This window comes from Peribacillus sp. GL_122, assembly GCF_057835005.1.
Map to the genome: position 1 here is coordinate 5,403,664 of NZ_CM174415.1, position 15,069 is coordinate 5,418,732.

Sequence of the window (15,069 nt, forward strand, 5' to 3'; positions counted from 1 at the left end):
TATAACAAATAATTTTTCGTCCAAATATCTGCTCATCCCAGTAAGTTTTCAACCAACTTTACGTACTTCGATAAGGTGGACACCGATATGAGATGTTTGTCTGCGATTGCCTGTTTGCTCGCCTTCTCATTTTTAAGCTGATTCCACACGTACTCCACAGCAGATGCCCAGCCTGCTGGATTATTTAACTTCTGCTCGGATTTCACCGCTTCGATGAAGACGGAAAACCACATTAAATAGAGCCCGGCTTCATTTAATTGTATCGGTTGGAAATGCCGATATAATAACTCAGCTGTACGATCGGCAAAATCAATCGGTGTTAATTGGCGATCTTTAGCAGGAACTTGAACAAGTTCGGCATAATCACGTTCCAAATCAGTGAAATTCTGGTTTAGGTTGAGGACCTGATTTTTCAATAGCTTCTGTTTATGAACCGAATGTTTCAGAAGGAAAATGGCAAACAGCCTTTCTTCGATGAATTCACTTTCCAGTCTTTTTATAATAGAAGGAAAATGATGTTCAAAACCATCTGAAGTTGCATTCATATCTCCCCAAGGCTCCATGCCTTCCTTTTCCGGGTTCATTTCCACGACCTTTTTCCATGCCTTTTTGGCAGCCTGTTCATGGCCTAAGTGGTAAGCGGAAATGGTAAGCCAATAGTAGAAGGTTCCATCTCCCTCGAACCCTTGCTTTTGGAGTCCTTTCAGCCATTTAAATGCAGAAGCATAGTTTCCGATCAAAGCGAAGGTCGCTCCAAGCTTGAAACGATGTTCGGATAGCATCGGCCGAATTTTCTCCAGCATTTGTATGAGCTCTTCAACCTTCGCTTCATCCTGTTGATAATGATGAAAAACAACAAGGTTACAAAGCGCATGCAGGTTTCCCGGACTTTTTTCCAGTACCTCATCAAGTGTTTCAAAAGCTTCATTTACTTGACCAAGATAGAAATAGGCAAGTGCCAGGTTATTATAAGCAGACCAGTAATCCTCGTACTCGGCAATCGTTTCTTTCAGGACTTCGATTGCCTTCGGGAAATTGCCTGATTCCAGGTACTCACGGGCTTGTTCCTGTTTGGTAATGAGCCCATCATGCTTAAAGGGGTTTTCTTCTGACTCATCCGACTCAAAAGTTATCAGTTCAAGCAGATCCTCTGCGTCATCGCTGAACTCCCCGTCTTCTTCTTTATCAAGATAAGCACTGGCGTGACGATAAGCCTCCTTGAACATGCCTAAGTGGGCATAATTATTCGCCAGGAAGTAATGACATTCGGACATATAGGGATCCATCACATCCAAGATGTTTTCCAATAGGTTGTTTGAATAATTATATTCACCGATTTCCGAGCAGGTGATTGCCAATTGACAGGCTATCATCGGTTCAGCCGGTTCAAGTTCCAGCGCACGTTCCAGGTATTTTTTTGATTTAGGTAATTCTCGTCTATGATAAGCTTTTAAACCCTTGGTGAAATAATACTCACCTGTTGGGTGAAAAGTTAGAATTTTTGCCTGTTGGCCAAATTTAGAGTCTTTACTCATGTAATCCTCCATCTACAAGTTGATTAACCATAGTATTATAACATATTGGAGAATATTTGCCGAACAATTCAAGAAAATGGAAAACGGTAATTACCATGCTTTCTTTAAGAAAAAATCGAATTATATCCCTAGCCAAATGGGGATTCAAGATTAGTCGTAAATACAAAAAAGCCCTCTATTGACGGAGGGCACAGTTAGTAGATAAAAGGGGTTGGAAAATATCTCTTTCATCAATGATGGTCCCGAACAAAGCAACACCTTCAAATCTCAGGTATGGTATTCACCAAAATTTCGTTGCAGAAGTTGATTGGAGCGGGTGTGCGAGACTCCTGCGGGAAAAGCGCGTCTAGGGGAGACCCCGCAGGCACAAACCGAGGAGGCTCCCGGACCGCCCGCGGAAAGCGAGTTTCTTGAGCGGAAATCAACGTCCAAATTGAACAAGCCATTAAAAAACTGAAGACAAACTTGATTTTCATCGAGTTTGTCTTCAGTCTGAGCCCTTCAATTGACAGAGGGCAATCACCATTCATTCGGTTTCTTTCGGTTCGTCCTTATCGGCATGTCTAGCCTTCAATACATCAAGCACTGCTTGGAAAGGCAACTCCTGCTCCCGAAGAAGAACGAATAAGTGATAGAGGAGATCGGCGCTTTCCATCGAAAGTTCCTCTGCATCCCGGTTCTTGGCAGCAATGATCACTTCTGCCGCTTCTTCACCGACTTTTTTCAGGATCTTATCAACGCCCTTATCGAATAGGTAGGTAGTATATGAACCTTCAGGCATTTCCGATTTTCTTTTTTCAATCAATCTTTCCAATTCCGTCAAGAAAGACACATTCGCCTTCACGTCTTGTCTGGCTTCACTGTTTCGGTAAATCGTTTCACTAAAACAGCTTGTTGCCCCTGTATGGCAAGCAGGACCTGCAGGAGCGACCCGAACGACCAATGCATCTTGATCGCAGTCATACTTCATTTCGATGATTTTCTGGGTATTGCCGCTGGTCGCCCCTTTATGCCATAATTCATTGCGCGAACGGCTGAAGAAGACCGTTTCACCTTTTTCAATCGACAATTGCAGCGATTCTTGGTTCATGTAAGCAAGTGTCAGCACTTCGCCGGTTCCTGCATCTTGAATAATTGCCGGTACCAGGCCTTTTTCGTCGTATTTAATAGTTTCAAGATTCATCGTACAACCACTCCTTGTTGTTTGAGAAACGCTTTGACTTCTTTGACGGATGTTTCTTTATAATGAAAAATCGATGCGGCTAATGCTGCGTCGGCTTTTCCTTCTTGGAAGGCTTCCTGGAAATGCTCGGCGTTACCAGCCCCGCCTGAGGCGATGACCGGCACTGAAACGGCTTCAGATACCGCTTTTGTCAAAGCGACATTAAACCCTTTTTTCTCGCCGTCACAATCCATGCTTGTCAATAAAATTTCACCTGCACCGCGGATTACGGCTTCCTTCGCCCACTCGATCACTTCCCATTCAGTCGGTTTCCGACCGCCGTGGGTATAGACGCGCCATGACCCAAGCTCTTCATCATATCGGGCGTCTATGGCGACAACGATACATTGGGAACCAAAATAATCAGCACCTTCATTTATTAAATCAGGGCGCAGAATGGCTGCTGTATTTAAGGATACCTTATCGGCACCGGCTCGTAAGATCTTCTTCATATCCGCCAATGAATTTATGCCGCCGCCCACCGTGAACGGGATTGCCAAGCTGCCCGCTACCGCTTGAACGACGTCGACGATCGTTTCCCTGCCTTCATGTGATGCGGAAATATCAAGGAAGACAAGCTCATCGGCACCTTCTTGGTCGTAAAAGGATGCAAGTTCGACCGGATCTCCAGCATCCCTAAGGGAAACAAATTGTATACCTTTAACTACGCGCCCGTCCTTTACATCGAGGCATGGAATAATTCGTTTAGTGAGCATTTAACCACGCACCTTTTCTAGTGCTTCTTCTACAGTAAAGCGATTGGTATAAATTGCTTTGCCAATGATTGCCCCTGCAATTCCTTGGGCTTCATACTCTTTGAGGGTGACAAGGTCTTCGAGTGAACTAATGCCTCCCGAAGCGATCACGTTTTTACCAGTTGCCTCCGCCATGGCCAATATACCTTTCACATTCGGACCTGAAAGCATGCCATCCGTCGCGATATCAGTCACGATAAAGGTCTCTGCACCAGCATCGGCCAGTAATTTACCAAGATCTATCGCAAGGGTTCCAGAAGTTTGAAGCCAACCATGAGTGGCTACCCTGCCATCTTTCGCATCTATCCCGATTGCGATATGGCTTCCATATTTCCTAATCATATCTTTAGTGAAATCAGGGTCTGAAACGGCCGTGCTGCCTAGAATGACACGTTCCACTCCATTATCCAGGTAATGGGCTATATCCCGTTCCGTACGGATGCCGCCGCCGATTTGAATGCGGGCCCCTAACTCACTTGCAGCTTTAATTACGTATGAATCATTGATGCGCACTCCCTCTTTAGCTCCGTCAAGGTCGACCATATGTATCCAATCGGCTCCTTGGTCTGCAAAGCTTTTAGCCATATCGAAGGGGGAATCGCCATAAACGGTTTCCTGATTGTAATCTCCCTGGATTAAGCGGACGCATTTTCCTCCGCGCATATCAATCGCCGGGTAAATAGTAAAGTTGCTCATGCTTCTTCCTTCCCTTCTACTAATGACAGATAATTTCTCAAGAGTGACATGCCCATCTTCCCGCTTTTTTCCGGATGGAACTGCATGCCGAATACATTCCCTTTACCGACGATCGCCGGCACTTCCACATCATACGTCGCCGAAGCGGTAACGAATGATTCATCCGTATCGACGTAGTAAGAATGGACGAAATAAACATGTTCCTCTTCCAGTCCCTCATTCACTTGTGACGCCTGTTTAAATTCAAGACGATTCCAGCCCATGTGCGGCACTTTATAAACCTGGTCATTCGCATCCACTCCTTTAAAACGAACGACTTTACCTGGGATGAGGGATAATCCTTTTGCAGGTCCATTTTCCTCACTTTCATCAAAGAGAAGCTGCATACCTAGGCAGATGCCTAAAAGATACCCTCCATCGGCTACATATTCCTTCAGGAATTCATCCAGCTTTTGTTTTTCCAAGAGACTCATGGCATCCCTGAAAGAGCCAACGCCGGGAAGTATGATCCCATTCGACTTTGAAAGTTCATTTGGGTCATCGGAAATGAATGAATCGGCACCAAGGCGCTCCAGCCCTTTGCTTACGGAAAATAAATTCCCCATGCCATAATCGACGATCCCGATCATTTACAACATTCCTTTCGTCGAAGGGATGCCTTTGACACGTGGATCGATGGTCGTAGCTTCATCCAATGCACGTCCAAGCGCTTTGAATATTGCTTCGATCATATGGTGTGTGTTGTGTCCGTAATGAACGACTACATGCAGATTCATCCTGGCTTCAAGAGCGAACTTCCAAAGAAACTCGTGCACCAGTTCAGTATCGAAAGTACCGACCTTTTGCGAAGGAAATTCAGCCCGGAACTCCAGGTGCGGACGATTGCTTAAATCAATGATAACCTGGGCAAGTGCTTCATCCATAGGTACGAAAGCATTTCCGTAACGCTTTATCCCGCGCTTGTCTCCAAGGGCCTCCAATAACGTCTGCCCCAAGCAAATGCCAATATCTTCAGTTGTATGATGATCATCCACATCTGTATCCCCGTTTGCATCTACAGTCAAATCAAACTTCCCGTGTTTCGTGAACAAATCCAGCATATGCGTCATAAACGGAACGCCCGTCTTAATGGAGGAATTACCTTCCCCATCCACACCAAACTTCAAGCTTATTTCCGTTTCATTCGTCTTTCGCTCCACACTAGCAAAACGTTCCATTACAACTCCTCCTCAATTCCCAAGATGTAAAAGCATGTCAAAAGTCTTTATATCAGCGATTTCACTTATTTTAATAATTCAGGACTTTTCCCCGGATTCATTCACACCACGTGATTCAATGGCACGGGCGTGAGCCTCAAGTCCTTCCATCCGGGCAAATGCTGCGATCTTTTCTGCATTTTTGCGGAAGGCTGTTTCACTATACATGATGACGCTCGATTTCTTTTGGAAATCATCCACATTCAGCGGGCTGGAAAAACGGGCAGTTCCATTTGTAGGCAACACATGGTTGGGACCTGCAAAATAATCCCCGACGGGCTCCGAACTAAAGCGGCCAATGAAGATTGCCCCGGCATGGCGGATTTTAGCCATGATTTCAAGTGCATCTTTAGCCACAATTTCCAAATGTTCCGGTGCAAGTTCATTAATCGCTTCAACAGCTTCTGCCATATTCCCGCATACAACGATTCGTCCGTAATCCCTTATGGATGCTGCAGCAATATCATGGCGTGGAAGTAACGCCACCTGCTTGGTCACTTCTGCTGCCACTTCTTCTGCAAGTGACGTTGACGTCGTCACCAAAACACTGCATGCTCGGGCATCATGCTCCGCCTGTGATAGTAAGTCTGCCGCAACTTCTGCAGCGATGGCCGATTCATCCGCCAATATCGCTATTTCACTTGGACCTGCTATCATATCAATGGCAACATCACCGAATACTTCACGCTTTGCTAACGCCACATATATATTTCCCGGACCCACTATTTTATCCACTTTCTTAATTGTTTCCGTCCCATAAGCGAGAGCAGCTATGGCCTGGGCCCCGCCAACTTTATAGATTTCCTTCACTCCGGCAATTCTGGCAGCTGCCAAAACCGCTGGCGATAATTTCCCATCTTTTCCTGGAGGGGAAACCATAACGATCCGTTCCACCCCTGCGGCCTTCGCAGGCAACACATTCATCAATACTGACGAAGGATATGCAGCTGTACCTCCAGGTACATAAACACCTACAGCATCAAGAGGTGTCAATTTTTGTCCTAGCATCGTTCCCGTATCATCAGTCGTAAACCATGAATTTCGAATTTGTTTCTCGTGAAACATTCGAATATTATTTGCAGCTTCTTGAATAATATCAAGCTGCTCAGCAGTTAAGGCCGCCGTCGCTTCTTCCATTTCCTGTTCCGATACAAGTAATTCCCCTGGACTGACACCATCGAAACGTTCGGTATAGGTATGTAAAGCGGCGTTTCCGCTTTTCCTGACATCATAAATAATATCCTGAACCGCTTTTCTTTGATCGGCAGTACCTGCTTCAACCGAGCGTTTCAGTGAAATCCCTTCAGCAAACCGTTCTATTTTCATACCTTCACCTCATTAGCGATTCTTTACTATTCAATAATTTCTGCTAGCCGTTCCACGATTTCGGTAATCCTTGCTTCTTTAATTCGATAGCTGACAGGGTTTGCTACCAGCCTCGAAGTCACATTGGCAATTTTCGCATATTCCACAAGACCGTTTTCCTTCAATGTCCGCCCCGTTGAAACGATATCGACGATTCGTTCAGCTAAACCGATTAACGGTGCTAACTCAATTGACCCATTCAACTTTATAATCTCAACTTGCTCCCCCTGCTCGCGAAAATAACTGGAAGCAACGTTCGGGTATTTACTGGCTATTTTGGGGGCGATGTCACTTATTTTCGTACCAGGCAATCCAGCTACAGCCAAGTAGCAGGCACTGATTTTCAAATCAAGTAACTCATATACATCACGTTCTTCTTCTAACATGACATCCTTCCCTGCAATTCCAATGTCAGCGACACCGTGTTCCACATATGTTACGACATCCATCGGTTTTGCTAAAATGAACCGCAGATTCTCCTCTTCCACTTCAAGGATCAATTTCCGGGAATCATCAAACTCGGGAGGGAGACGAAAACCGGCCCTTCTTAACAGCTCTGCCGCTTCTTCAAATATTCTCCCTTTCGGCATGGCAATCGTTAAAAAGCTATTATTCATCTTTTCCATTCCCCCCATTCCCTACGAATAAATGAACTTCAGAAAATGTCCGTGTAAAAGCATCGACATTCTGGACGACCGTAATATCTTGAATCGTTACTATTTTCCCTTCGGCGCGTTTTTTTCTTGCAAATTGTATTGCTTCCAATCTCCGTTCGGGACTGAATAAAATGCATTCTGGCGCGACAGGCTGGATCGGCTCCCCAAGAGCTTCTGCAAGACGATCCACCCGGATTGCAAAACCTGTGGCCGAAGCATTCCAGCCGAACTTCGCAAGCAGATTATCATACCGGCCGCCATTGCCGATTGGCGAACCCACTTGCCCGGCATACACTTCAAATAAAGTTCCCGTGTAATAACTCATATGACTGACCAATGTTAAGTCGAAGCTCACATATTGTTCAACGTCAAATTCTTTCAGCTGCGCAGACAATTCCTTCAGTTCAGCCAAAGAATCTTGCCCTTTATTATTTTCAACCAACCCTAGCGCCTTGTTCAGGGTTCCTTCACTGCCCCTTAATGAGGTAAATTCGATAAGCCGTTGTTTATCAATGGATGAAAGCGGCAGTGATTTAACATGCTCGCGATAACCGACATAATTTTTTTCATACAAAAACTTCCTTAATATAGAGGCTCTTTCCTCCGTACCTAGAATGCTTAAGAAAAATTCTTGCAGAAATCCGATATGTCCAATGGAAATCTTAAATTCCTGAAGCCCTGCAGCCTTTAGAGCATCCGCAAGCAGGGCAATCATTTCAGCATCGGCACTTATAGACTTATTTCCGATGCATTCAATGCCAATCTGTTCGAATTCTGCCGGCCTGCCTCCTTCACGCTGCTGTGCGCGGTATACATTCGCGGAATAGGCCAGGCGAAGCGGAATTTGCTGTTTTAACAGTTTGGATGCTGCGACGCGTGCAATGGGAGCTGTCATCTCGGGACGGAGTACGAGCGTATGCCCCTGGGAATCAAGAAGTTTAAACAACTGTTGATCCAAGATTGCCGAAGCATCGCCAATTGTTTCATAATATTCCAAAGCAGGCGTTTCAATAAATTGATAGCCCCACTTCTTGATTTCATCACTCATTTTATTTCTGGCCGACACTTTCGTTTCATACAGCACCGGCAATGTATCTCTCATGCCTAATGGTTTTTCAAACATAAATGGCTTTGTCACGACTGCACATCCTTTTGAAATTTTGATTACTATCTATATCCAATCGGTCCGCCTATGGGCAAAAACCGATGCACCCATTCCTAATTTTGTTTATCCCTTTATCTTTCCAAGGTTTCACGCTTAAATCCAAATTTCGGACAACATATAAAAATAGTATCAAATAAACTGACATAATAATATAAATAATCACAATATTCTACTAGAACACTTTAGTTCGCTAATATGGTAGTAGGTTGAAGTTATTAATAGTTTACCCCTGCCCCCACCTTACGTCAAGGAAAATATGCCTAATTCCATTACTTCAATACAACGGCGGTGTTGGATATTCTTCATGACCGGTTTAAGTCCAAATGGAAAGAGTTGTACCTTTTTACCCGAATATTTCTTACTATCTTTAGCCATTCATTGTTATTAATGTATACCTTTTGGTTTAGCTGTTTTATAATATTTAGGAGTTTGGTAATATTATAAAATTTTAGGAGGAAATGGGAGTGAAGAAATTTTTTTCATTTTTTGTGGCACTTATCGTTCTTTTTTCACTGGGTATAAGCGGAACGAAGGCTTTTGCGGCAACTAAGATCAACCAGGATGAGCTTAATGCATACCTTTCTGAAGTTAGAATGACGCAAGAAGAATTGGAAGAGTATTTATCCTATTACGACTTATCATTGAATGAACTGAAATCGGTAGAAGAGTTGCGTGATACATTAGGACCGACCGTCACTCCTGAGACCATACAGAATCTACTTAAACAATATGAAATGACAGAAGCTGAACTTAAGGAATTATTAATAGAATACGGTGAACTGGAAGAGGGGAATTCCATCATCGATACCTTCCATTTCTTTTACGACATTGAGGATATCATCGATTTAGAAATGGATTATGATGAGGAAGAGATGGAATATGATGATGAAGAGATCATCGATTTAATGGATGGTCTCTTTACTGAGATTGGCCTTACAGACGAAGAGCTGGACAGATTCATGAACCACCTTTTACCTATCGTCGAAGACCCTTCTTTTGAAGCTCGTTTAATGGCGATCTCCGATCGGATGGATCAACTCGAGTATTTTGAAACAATTGATGAATTATCTGCTGAACAAGTGGCAGAATTGCTTTCTATATATAATGATCTTCAAAGCTTGCTGCAAATTCAATTCAAATTCGCCTTAATTCAGGATGGTGTCACGACAAACCTATCCCTTGAGGCTTTATTCCAGCTTAAGGAATTGACGAATGCTAGTTTACTAGTTTCCATTTATGATTTAAACGGCAATTTTTTGCTAGATTTTACATTGACAGGTGAAATGATCGGTTCAGATTTAGTGAAAGAAACCGGTAATGACATTAAACAGTCCACTGAGGTCATTTCTAAAGTGGTTGAGGTAAAAAAAGAAAAGAAAAAACCCACAAAACCTGAACATAAAACGGAAAAAGGCGGAGTGCTTCCTAAAACGGCTGGTAATTACTTATTCGGTGCTTTAATCGGTTTAATGTTGATGGGTATCGCTTTCGGATTAATCAGAAAAGCGAGATTCACTAATTAAGATGAGCAAAAATAGGCAATCCAAGCATAAGAAAAAAACGTTACTTATCACTGCTGTTTGCATTTTAACCTTAGGTTTTTATTTTACAACGACAAATGCCTATACGCTGTTAAAAGGCTATGCCTTATATAAATGGAATATATCTGACACACTGGAAGCGACGGCTAAGCTACCCGAACCGAAGACGAAAGCTGATATTCCCGTTGGGCTTGAACTATATGAAGAACGACCGGAGACAGGTGATTTGATGGGTGAGCTTTATATTCCAAAAATCGAGGCAACACTTCCAATTTATCACGGAACGGACGAAGATGAACTCGAAAAGGGCGTCGGTCATTATGCGGGGTCCGTCCTCCCCGGTGAAAAGGATAATTCCGTTTTATCCGGTCACCGAGATACAATTTTCAGAGATTTAGGTGAAGTCGGCGAAGGTGACTTGCTGATTGCCAAGACAGAAGCCGGTACGTTTACATATAAAGTGAGGAAGGTTCGTATCGTCGATGCAGATGACCGTACCGTGATCGTTCCCAAGCCTAAAGCCACACTTACAGTAACAACCTGCTATCCTTTTTCATATATTGGTAGTGCACCGGAACGATACGTATTGGTTGCCGATTTATTGAAATCGGAGATAGGTAAATGAGATGCGGGGCTGAAGTTATTCTGCCCCCTCTTCATAAATCTTTAATAGATGATAGGAGGACAGCTCAACATGGATGAACAGGCACAGCAAAGGTTTTTTCAAATTTTAAAAGAAACGTATGAAGCAACGGTGAACCAGGAAAATGTATCAATCAACGAAGTGATAGAGCATCTAAAGAGTGAACTGACTCCGTTATACCCAAAATGCCATTAAAAAGGACTTGCCACATATATGGGCAAGTCCTTTTTCATAAGGAAGTTTGCTGATCTCTCTCAAGCATTTCCTCTTTGGTATATATGATTTTCATTGGATTTCCCCCGACGAAAGCTCCCTCCGGAACATCCTTATGGACAAGCGTCCCCGCAGAGACAATCGCCCCATTACCAATTGAAAGTCCTGGAAGAATGGTCGAATTGGCTCCAATCAACACTTCATCACCAATGACTACATCTCCTAAACGATATTCATGAATCAAATATTCATGAGCAAGGATCGTCGTATTATAGCCAATGACAGTATTCATTCCAACCGATATTTTTTCCGGAAACATCACATCCGGCATGACCATTAAGGCAAACGAAGTATGCTTTCCTACTTTCATATGTAAAAAAGTCTTGTATAGCCAATTCTTCATGCCCAGAAAAGGCGTATAACGCGCTAGCTGTATCACCACAAAATTCTTTACGACTTTCCAGAATGGAACGGTCTTATATACATGCCATAGTGAATTAGCCCCTTCAACTGGATAGCGGGACGTGCGTCTCATTTTCTAGCCTCCGTGAGTTTTTCAACCTCAACGATATTCAATATATCCGCCATCTGCTCAAGCATATAATCAGGGTGATAACTTTCCAAGAATTCACGGCCTTTAATGGACCATGAGACCCCTGCCGTTTTTGTACCTGTATTTTTACCGCCCATAATATCATGATAACTGTCGCCAATCATGATCGCTTCTTCAGGAACCGAACCGAGTTGATTTAAAGCTTTTACCAAAGGCTCTGGGTCCGGCTTTGCCTTTTCTACTTCATCCAGTGTGACCACCACTTCAAAGAATTGATCCAGTTTACTTAAACGCAGGCCCTTTTCGACGACATCACGCTTCTTTGTCGTAACGACTGCCAATTTATAACCGCTCTGCTTCAACGTTTGAACGGTTTCATACACCCCGTCAAATTGTGTGACAAGCAAATCATGGTTCCTCCAATTATGCTCCCGATAGTAAGCGATCATTTCATCCACTAGTTTTGGATCAATGGAAGAAAAAGTATCGACCAAAGTCGGTCCGATAAATGGAATGATATCTTTCCGATTGAACTTTCCGGGACAAAAGTGGTTTAAAGTTTCCGTAAAAGAGGCGATGATTAATTCATTTGTATTGATCAGCGTCCCATCAAGATCAAATAATAATGTAGTTATGTTACTGTTCATATACAGCTTCCTTTCTCTGTACCCTGTCAGTCCGATTCCATATATACGCAACGGCCATCGTTAAAACAATGGCAGTGAGTAGCCGAATAAGCAACAACGGCAAGACTGGAATCCCCAGCGGAATAAAAATCAGTGTGTCTTCTACAACAGCATGGCAGGCAACTAAAAAGATGAACGCAATCGTCATATCCTTCTTCGAAACATTATCTTCTTTAGCGGCTTGAATCATTACGCCCGCCCCATATGCCAAACCGAGAGTCAGGCCTGTAACGAAAGGCATGGAAGCATTCGGCTTCATCCCCAGGACCTTCATGAAGGGAGCCAGGGCTTTCGAGAAGGCTTCCAGCCATTTTAAATCTTTCATGATTTGAACCGCCACCATGAGCGGAATAACGATGACCGCCAGCTGACCGATTCCTGAAAGGGCTTGGAGGACACCATGTAGGAGGATTGCACCTGCTCCGTTAATCTCTGCAGCCTCCCCAATAGCCACTCCTTGGGCCATTTCAGATCCGCCCTGCCAGACAAGATTGATGACGATCGCTGATAAAAGGGCAAGCCCGATCCGTACTGTTAGGATGATCCACAGCTTGACACCGGTTTTCATCGCCACACCTGACTCGATCAATAAATTATGTGAAAAAGATAGCATCATAGCGATAATAAAAACTTCCTTCACAGTCAAATCAAGTGTTAATATGCCAGCGATCGCCGCGTATAAATTCAGGAAATTCCCTAACACAAGCGGAATTGCCGCATCCCCTGGAAGACCGATGAGATTCATCAAAGGCGCTATCAAGTTAATGATGAATGGCAATACAGGCGTATATTGAAGCACAGTGACGATCAAAGTGACTGGAAATATCACTTTCCCCAAAGACCAAGTTGTGTTCAAGCCTGAAAGAAGTCCCTTTTTAATCGAATCTACTATCACTATGCCCTCTCCCTTTACACATATTCCCTATGCATCTAAATATCGTTTGTTTGCATGCCCGCTGACCCTTCTATAGACCACTAAAGCAATGGCTACAACTACTAACACAATCGAGATCACTTGTGCGATACGCAGTGACTCCGTCAGCATCAAACTATCCGTCCGCAATCCTTCAATGTAATAACGGCCGATGGAATACCATATTACATAGGTTAAAAATAGTTCCCCCCTGCGCAAGTTCACTTTCCGTAAACTTAAGAGGATAATGACACCAGCGATATTCCAAATCGATTCATACAAAAAGGTCGGGTGATAGTACGTACCGTTTATGTACATTTGATTGATGATGAATTCAGGCAAATGCATATTTTCCAGGAATGATCTTGTTATTTCTCCCCCATGCGCTTCCTGATTCATGAAATTACCCCAACGGCCAATCGCCTGCCCCAACAATAAGCTCGGTGCAGCAATATCCGCCAGCTTCCAGAATGAGACTTTCTTGACCTTGGCAAAGACGATGGCAGTCAGCACCGATCCAATCAACGCACCATGTATAGCAATTCCGCCATTCCATATTTTTATGATATCCCCCGGGTTTTGTGAATAGTACTCCCATTGGAAGATCACATAATAAATACGGGCACAAATGATCGCGATTGGGACAGCAAACAAAATCATATCCGTAAATATTTCCTTATCAAGACCTCTTCGCTCTGATTCCCTCAAAGCGATAATAAGACCCAATAACACACCGAAACCGATGATCAGTCCATACCAATGTACCTGGATGGGGCCTAGATCTATCGCGATTGGATTCAGCGGCTGTATTCCTTGTTCCATTTTGTCCCCTCTTTTCCTATAACCTTTTAAAATTCATCATGTTCCGGATCTGCAATGGCATGGTTCAAGCGATCTGAAAACTGTTCCGCAGCATTTACACCCATTCGTTTCAGGCGGTAATTCATGGCTGCCACTTCAATGATAACTGCTAAATTTCGCCCTGGACGGACAGGTACGGTAATTTTCGTCACTTCCGTATCGATGATTTTCATTTTTTCTTCATCAAGACCAACCCGGTCATACTGCTTGTTTTTTTCCCATAGTTCCAGATTGATGACAATTGAGATCTTTTTATTGCTTCGGACTGCACCAGCTCCAAAAAGTGTCATTACATTAATGATTCCCAATCCTCTTATTTCAAGAAGATGTTCGATTAAATCTGGGGCATTCCCTACTAGCGTATCTTGGTCTTCCTGCCTGATTTCGACGCAGTCATCGGCTACGAGACGATGACCCCGTTTCACCAATTCCAGGGCTGTCTCACTTTTACCGACTCCGCTTTTCCCGGTGATCAACACCCCTAACCCATAGATATCCACCAATACACCATGAACAGCAGTAGTTGGTGCCAACCTGCTTTCAAGGAAATTGGTCAGACGGCTGTATAACCTTGTTGTCTTCATATTAGATCTCATCACAGGAACGGATTCCCGCTCAGAAGCTTCGATCAATTCTATCGGCACTTCCTGACCACGCGTAATGATGATGCCTGGAGTAAAGTCCCTGCACAACTCTTCCATCCTCTGTATTCGCTCCGGTTCATTCAACCGATTAAAAAAGGACATCTCCGTCATACCTAAAAGCTGTACTCGATCCGCGGGATAATAATCAAAAAAACCGGCTATTTCAAGTCCGGGACGAGATAAATCACTCGTGACTATTGGTCGGTTAATTCCTTCTTCCCCACTGATAAGTTCTAGACCGAACGCTTCTACTATATCCTTTGTACGGACTTTTGCCATATATCTTTCCTCCTTTTGGAGCGTTGCTATTTTTCGAGATACTTTTTCTATTTTAGCATTTTTCTGTTAATAACCAAACAAAGCAT

17 protein-coding genes are annotated in these 15,069 nt (G+C 43.6%); 3 read left to right on the forward strand and 14 right to left on the reverse strand.

Features of this window, described 5'->3' with window-relative positions; translation table 11 throughout:
- Positions 1-32 precede the first annotated feature (32 nt).
- The 9 genes from AC3ISB_RS26370 to AC3ISB_RS26410 form a co-directional block, all read right to left on the reverse strand.
- Entirely contained in the window at positions 33-1,535 is a 1,503-nt protein-coding gene (locus tag AC3ISB_RS26370; protein ID WP_144527563.1) for a tetratricopeptide repeat protein, read from the reverse strand.
- 526 nt (positions 1,536-2,061) lie between these two features.
- Complete coding sequence (gene hisIE / locus AC3ISB_RS26375; RefSeq protein ID WP_489275006.1) at positions 2,062-2,718, reverse strand: bifunctional phosphoribosyl-AMP cyclohydrolase/phosphoribosyl-ATP diphosphatase HisIE; 657 nt, start codon at positions 2,716-2,718, stop codon at positions 2,062-2,064.
- Entirely contained in the window at positions 2,715-3,473 is a 759-nt protein-coding gene (gene hisF / locus AC3ISB_RS26380; RefSeq protein ID WP_098371552.1) for an imidazole glycerol phosphate synthase subunit HisF, read from the reverse strand. Before hisF ends, hisIE begins: the two co-directional genes overlap by 4 nt.
- Positions 3,474-4,208 (reverse strand): 1-(5-phosphoribosyl)-5-[(5-phosphoribosylamino)methylideneamino]imidazole-4-carboxamide isomerase, encoded by a 735-nt coding sequence (gene hisA, locus AC3ISB_RS26385; RefSeq protein ID WP_480339317.1) that lies wholly within the window; start codon positions 4,206-4,208, stop codon positions 3,474-3,476.
- Complete coding sequence (hisH, locus tag AC3ISB_RS26390; protein ID WP_489275008.1) at positions 4,205-4,837, reverse strand: imidazole glycerol phosphate synthase subunit HisH; 633 nt, start codon at positions 4,835-4,837, stop codon at positions 4,205-4,207. The genes hisA and hisH overlap by 4 nt, the downstream gene beginning before the upstream one ends.
- On the reverse strand, positions 4,838-5,425 hold the full coding sequence (hisB, locus tag AC3ISB_RS26395) for an imidazoleglycerol-phosphate dehydratase HisB (protein WP_480339315.1): 588 nt from the start codon (positions 5,423-5,425) through the stop codon (positions 4,838-4,840).
- Positions 5,426-5,503: 78 nt separating this feature from the next.
- On the reverse strand, positions 5,504-6,790 hold the full coding sequence (hisD, locus tag AC3ISB_RS26400) for a histidinol dehydrogenase (protein ID WP_141992815.1): 1,287 nt from the start codon (positions 6,788-6,790) through the stop codon (positions 5,504-5,506).
- 26 nt (positions 6,791-6,816) lie between these two features.
- Positions 6,817-7,446 (reverse strand): ATP phosphoribosyltransferase, encoded by a 630-nt coding sequence (gene hisG, locus AC3ISB_RS26405; RefSeq protein ID WP_034311625.1) that lies wholly within the window; start codon positions 7,444-7,446, stop codon positions 6,817-6,819.
- Positions 7,439-8,623: an ATP phosphoribosyltransferase regulatory subunit gene (locus tag AC3ISB_RS26410; protein WP_141992814.1), complete on the reverse strand. Its 1,185-nt coding sequence runs from the start codon at positions 8,621-8,623 to the stop codon at positions 7,439-7,441. The genes hisG and AC3ISB_RS26410 overlap by 8 nt, the downstream gene beginning before the upstream one ends.
- Before the next feature lie 491 nt (positions 8,624-9,114).
- On the opposite strand from AC3ISB_RS26410, the gene AC3ISB_RS26415 reads away from it, so the two are divergent.
- From AC3ISB_RS26415 to AC3ISB_RS26425, 3 genes are all read left to right on the forward strand, one after another.
- The gene (locus tag AC3ISB_RS26415) at positions 9,115-10,173 is read left to right on the forward strand and encodes a processed acidic surface protein (protein WP_489275011.1); all 1,059 of its coding nucleotides are present in this window, start codon (positions 9,115-9,117) and stop codon (positions 10,171-10,173) included.
- Position 10,174: 1 nt separating this feature from the next.
- The gene (locus tag AC3ISB_RS26420; RefSeq protein ID WP_480339311.1) at positions 10,175-10,816 is read left to right on the forward strand and encodes a class D sortase; all 642 of its coding nucleotides are present in this window, start codon (positions 10,175-10,177) and stop codon (positions 10,814-10,816) included.
- A gap of 69 nt (positions 10,817-10,885) precedes the next feature.
- On the forward strand, positions 10,886-11,029 hold the full coding sequence (locus tag AC3ISB_RS26425) for a YwzD family small protein (protein ID WP_179891063.1): 144 nt from the start codon (positions 10,886-10,888) through the stop codon (positions 11,027-11,029).
- Positions 11,030-11,063: 34 nt separating this feature from the next.
- Here AC3ISB_RS26425 and AC3ISB_RS26430 read toward each other — a convergent pair whose 3' ends face one another.
- From AC3ISB_RS26430 to hprK, 5 genes are read right to left on the reverse strand one after another with little or no spacing between them, the layout of a single operon-like run.
- Positions 11,064-11,582: an acyltransferase gene (locus AC3ISB_RS26430; RefSeq protein ID WP_098371560.1), complete on the reverse strand. Its 519-nt coding sequence runs from the start codon at positions 11,580-11,582 to the stop codon at positions 11,064-11,066.
- Positions 11,579-12,247: a pyrophosphatase PpaX gene (gene ppaX, locus AC3ISB_RS26435; protein WP_489275014.1), complete on the reverse strand. Its 669-nt coding sequence runs from the start codon at positions 12,245-12,247 to the stop codon at positions 11,579-11,581. Before ppaX ends, AC3ISB_RS26430 begins: the two co-directional genes overlap by 4 nt.
- Positions 12,237-13,181, reverse strand: coding sequence for a nucleoside recognition domain-containing protein (locus AC3ISB_RS26440; protein WP_144527556.1), 945 nt, complete (start codon positions 13,179-13,181; stop codon positions 12,237-12,239). Before AC3ISB_RS26440 ends, ppaX begins: the two co-directional genes overlap by 11 nt.
- Before the next feature lie 27 nt (positions 13,182-13,208).
- Entirely contained in the window at positions 13,209-14,021 is an 813-nt protein-coding gene (lgt, locus tag AC3ISB_RS26445) for a prolipoprotein diacylglyceryl transferase (protein WP_098371563.1), read from the reverse strand.
- 26 nt (positions 14,022-14,047) lie between these two features.
- Complete coding sequence (gene hprK / locus AC3ISB_RS26450; protein WP_076368260.1) at positions 14,048-14,983, reverse strand: HPr(Ser) kinase/phosphatase; 936 nt, start codon at positions 14,981-14,983, stop codon at positions 14,048-14,050.
- Positions 14,984-15,069 lie beyond the last annotated feature (86 nt).

Coding starts and splice junctions, on each gene's coding strand:
- hisF (WP_098371552.1), bottom strand. CDS start 3,473: ATGCTCACTAAACGAATTATTCCATGCCTCGATGTAAAGGACGGGCGC.
- hisD (WP_141992815.1), bottom strand. CDS start 6,790: ATGAAAATAGAACGGTTTGCTGAAGGGATTTCACTGAAACGCTCGGTT.
- hprK (WP_076368260.1), bottom strand. CDS start 14,983: ATGGCAAAAGTCCGTACAAAGGATATAGTAGAAGCGTTCGGTCTAGAA.
- lgt (WP_098371563.1), bottom strand. CDS start 14,021: ATGGAACAAGGAATACAGCCGCTGAATCCAATCGCGATAGATCTAGGC.
- hisA (WP_480339317.1), bottom strand. CDS start 4,208: ATGAGCAACTTTACTATTTACCCGGCGATTGATATGCGCGGAGGAAAA.
- hisG (WP_034311625.1), bottom strand. CDS start 7,446: ATGAATAATAGCTTTTTAACGATTGCCATGCCGAAAGGGAGAATATTT.
- AC3ISB_RS26425 (WP_179891063.1), top strand. CDS start 10,886: ATGGATGAACAGGCACAGCAAAGGTTTTTTCAAATTTTAAAAGAAACG.
- AC3ISB_RS26420 (WP_480339311.1), top strand. CDS start 10,175: ATGAGCAAAAATAGGCAATCCAAGCATAAGAAAAAAACGTTACTTATC.
- hisIE (WP_489275006.1), bottom strand. CDS start 2,718: ATGAATCTTGAAACTATTAAATACGACGAAAAAGGCCTGGTACCGGCA.
- AC3ISB_RS26370 (WP_144527563.1), bottom strand. CDS start 1,535: ATGAGTAAAGACTCTAAATTTGGCCAACAGGCAAAAATTCTAACTTTT.
- hisB (WP_480339315.1), bottom strand. CDS start 5,425: ATGGAACGTTTTGCTAGTGTGGAGCGAAAGACGAATGAAACGGAAATA.
- ppaX (WP_489275014.1), bottom strand. CDS start 12,247: ATGAACAGTAACATAACTACATTATTATTTGATCTTGATGGGACGCTG.
- AC3ISB_RS26430 (WP_098371560.1), bottom strand. CDS start 11,582: ATGAGACGCACGTCCCGCTATCCAGTTGAAGGGGCTAATTCACTATGG.
- hisH (WP_489275008.1), bottom strand. CDS start 4,837: ATGATCGGGATCGTCGATTATGGCATGGGGAATTTATTTTCCGTAAGC.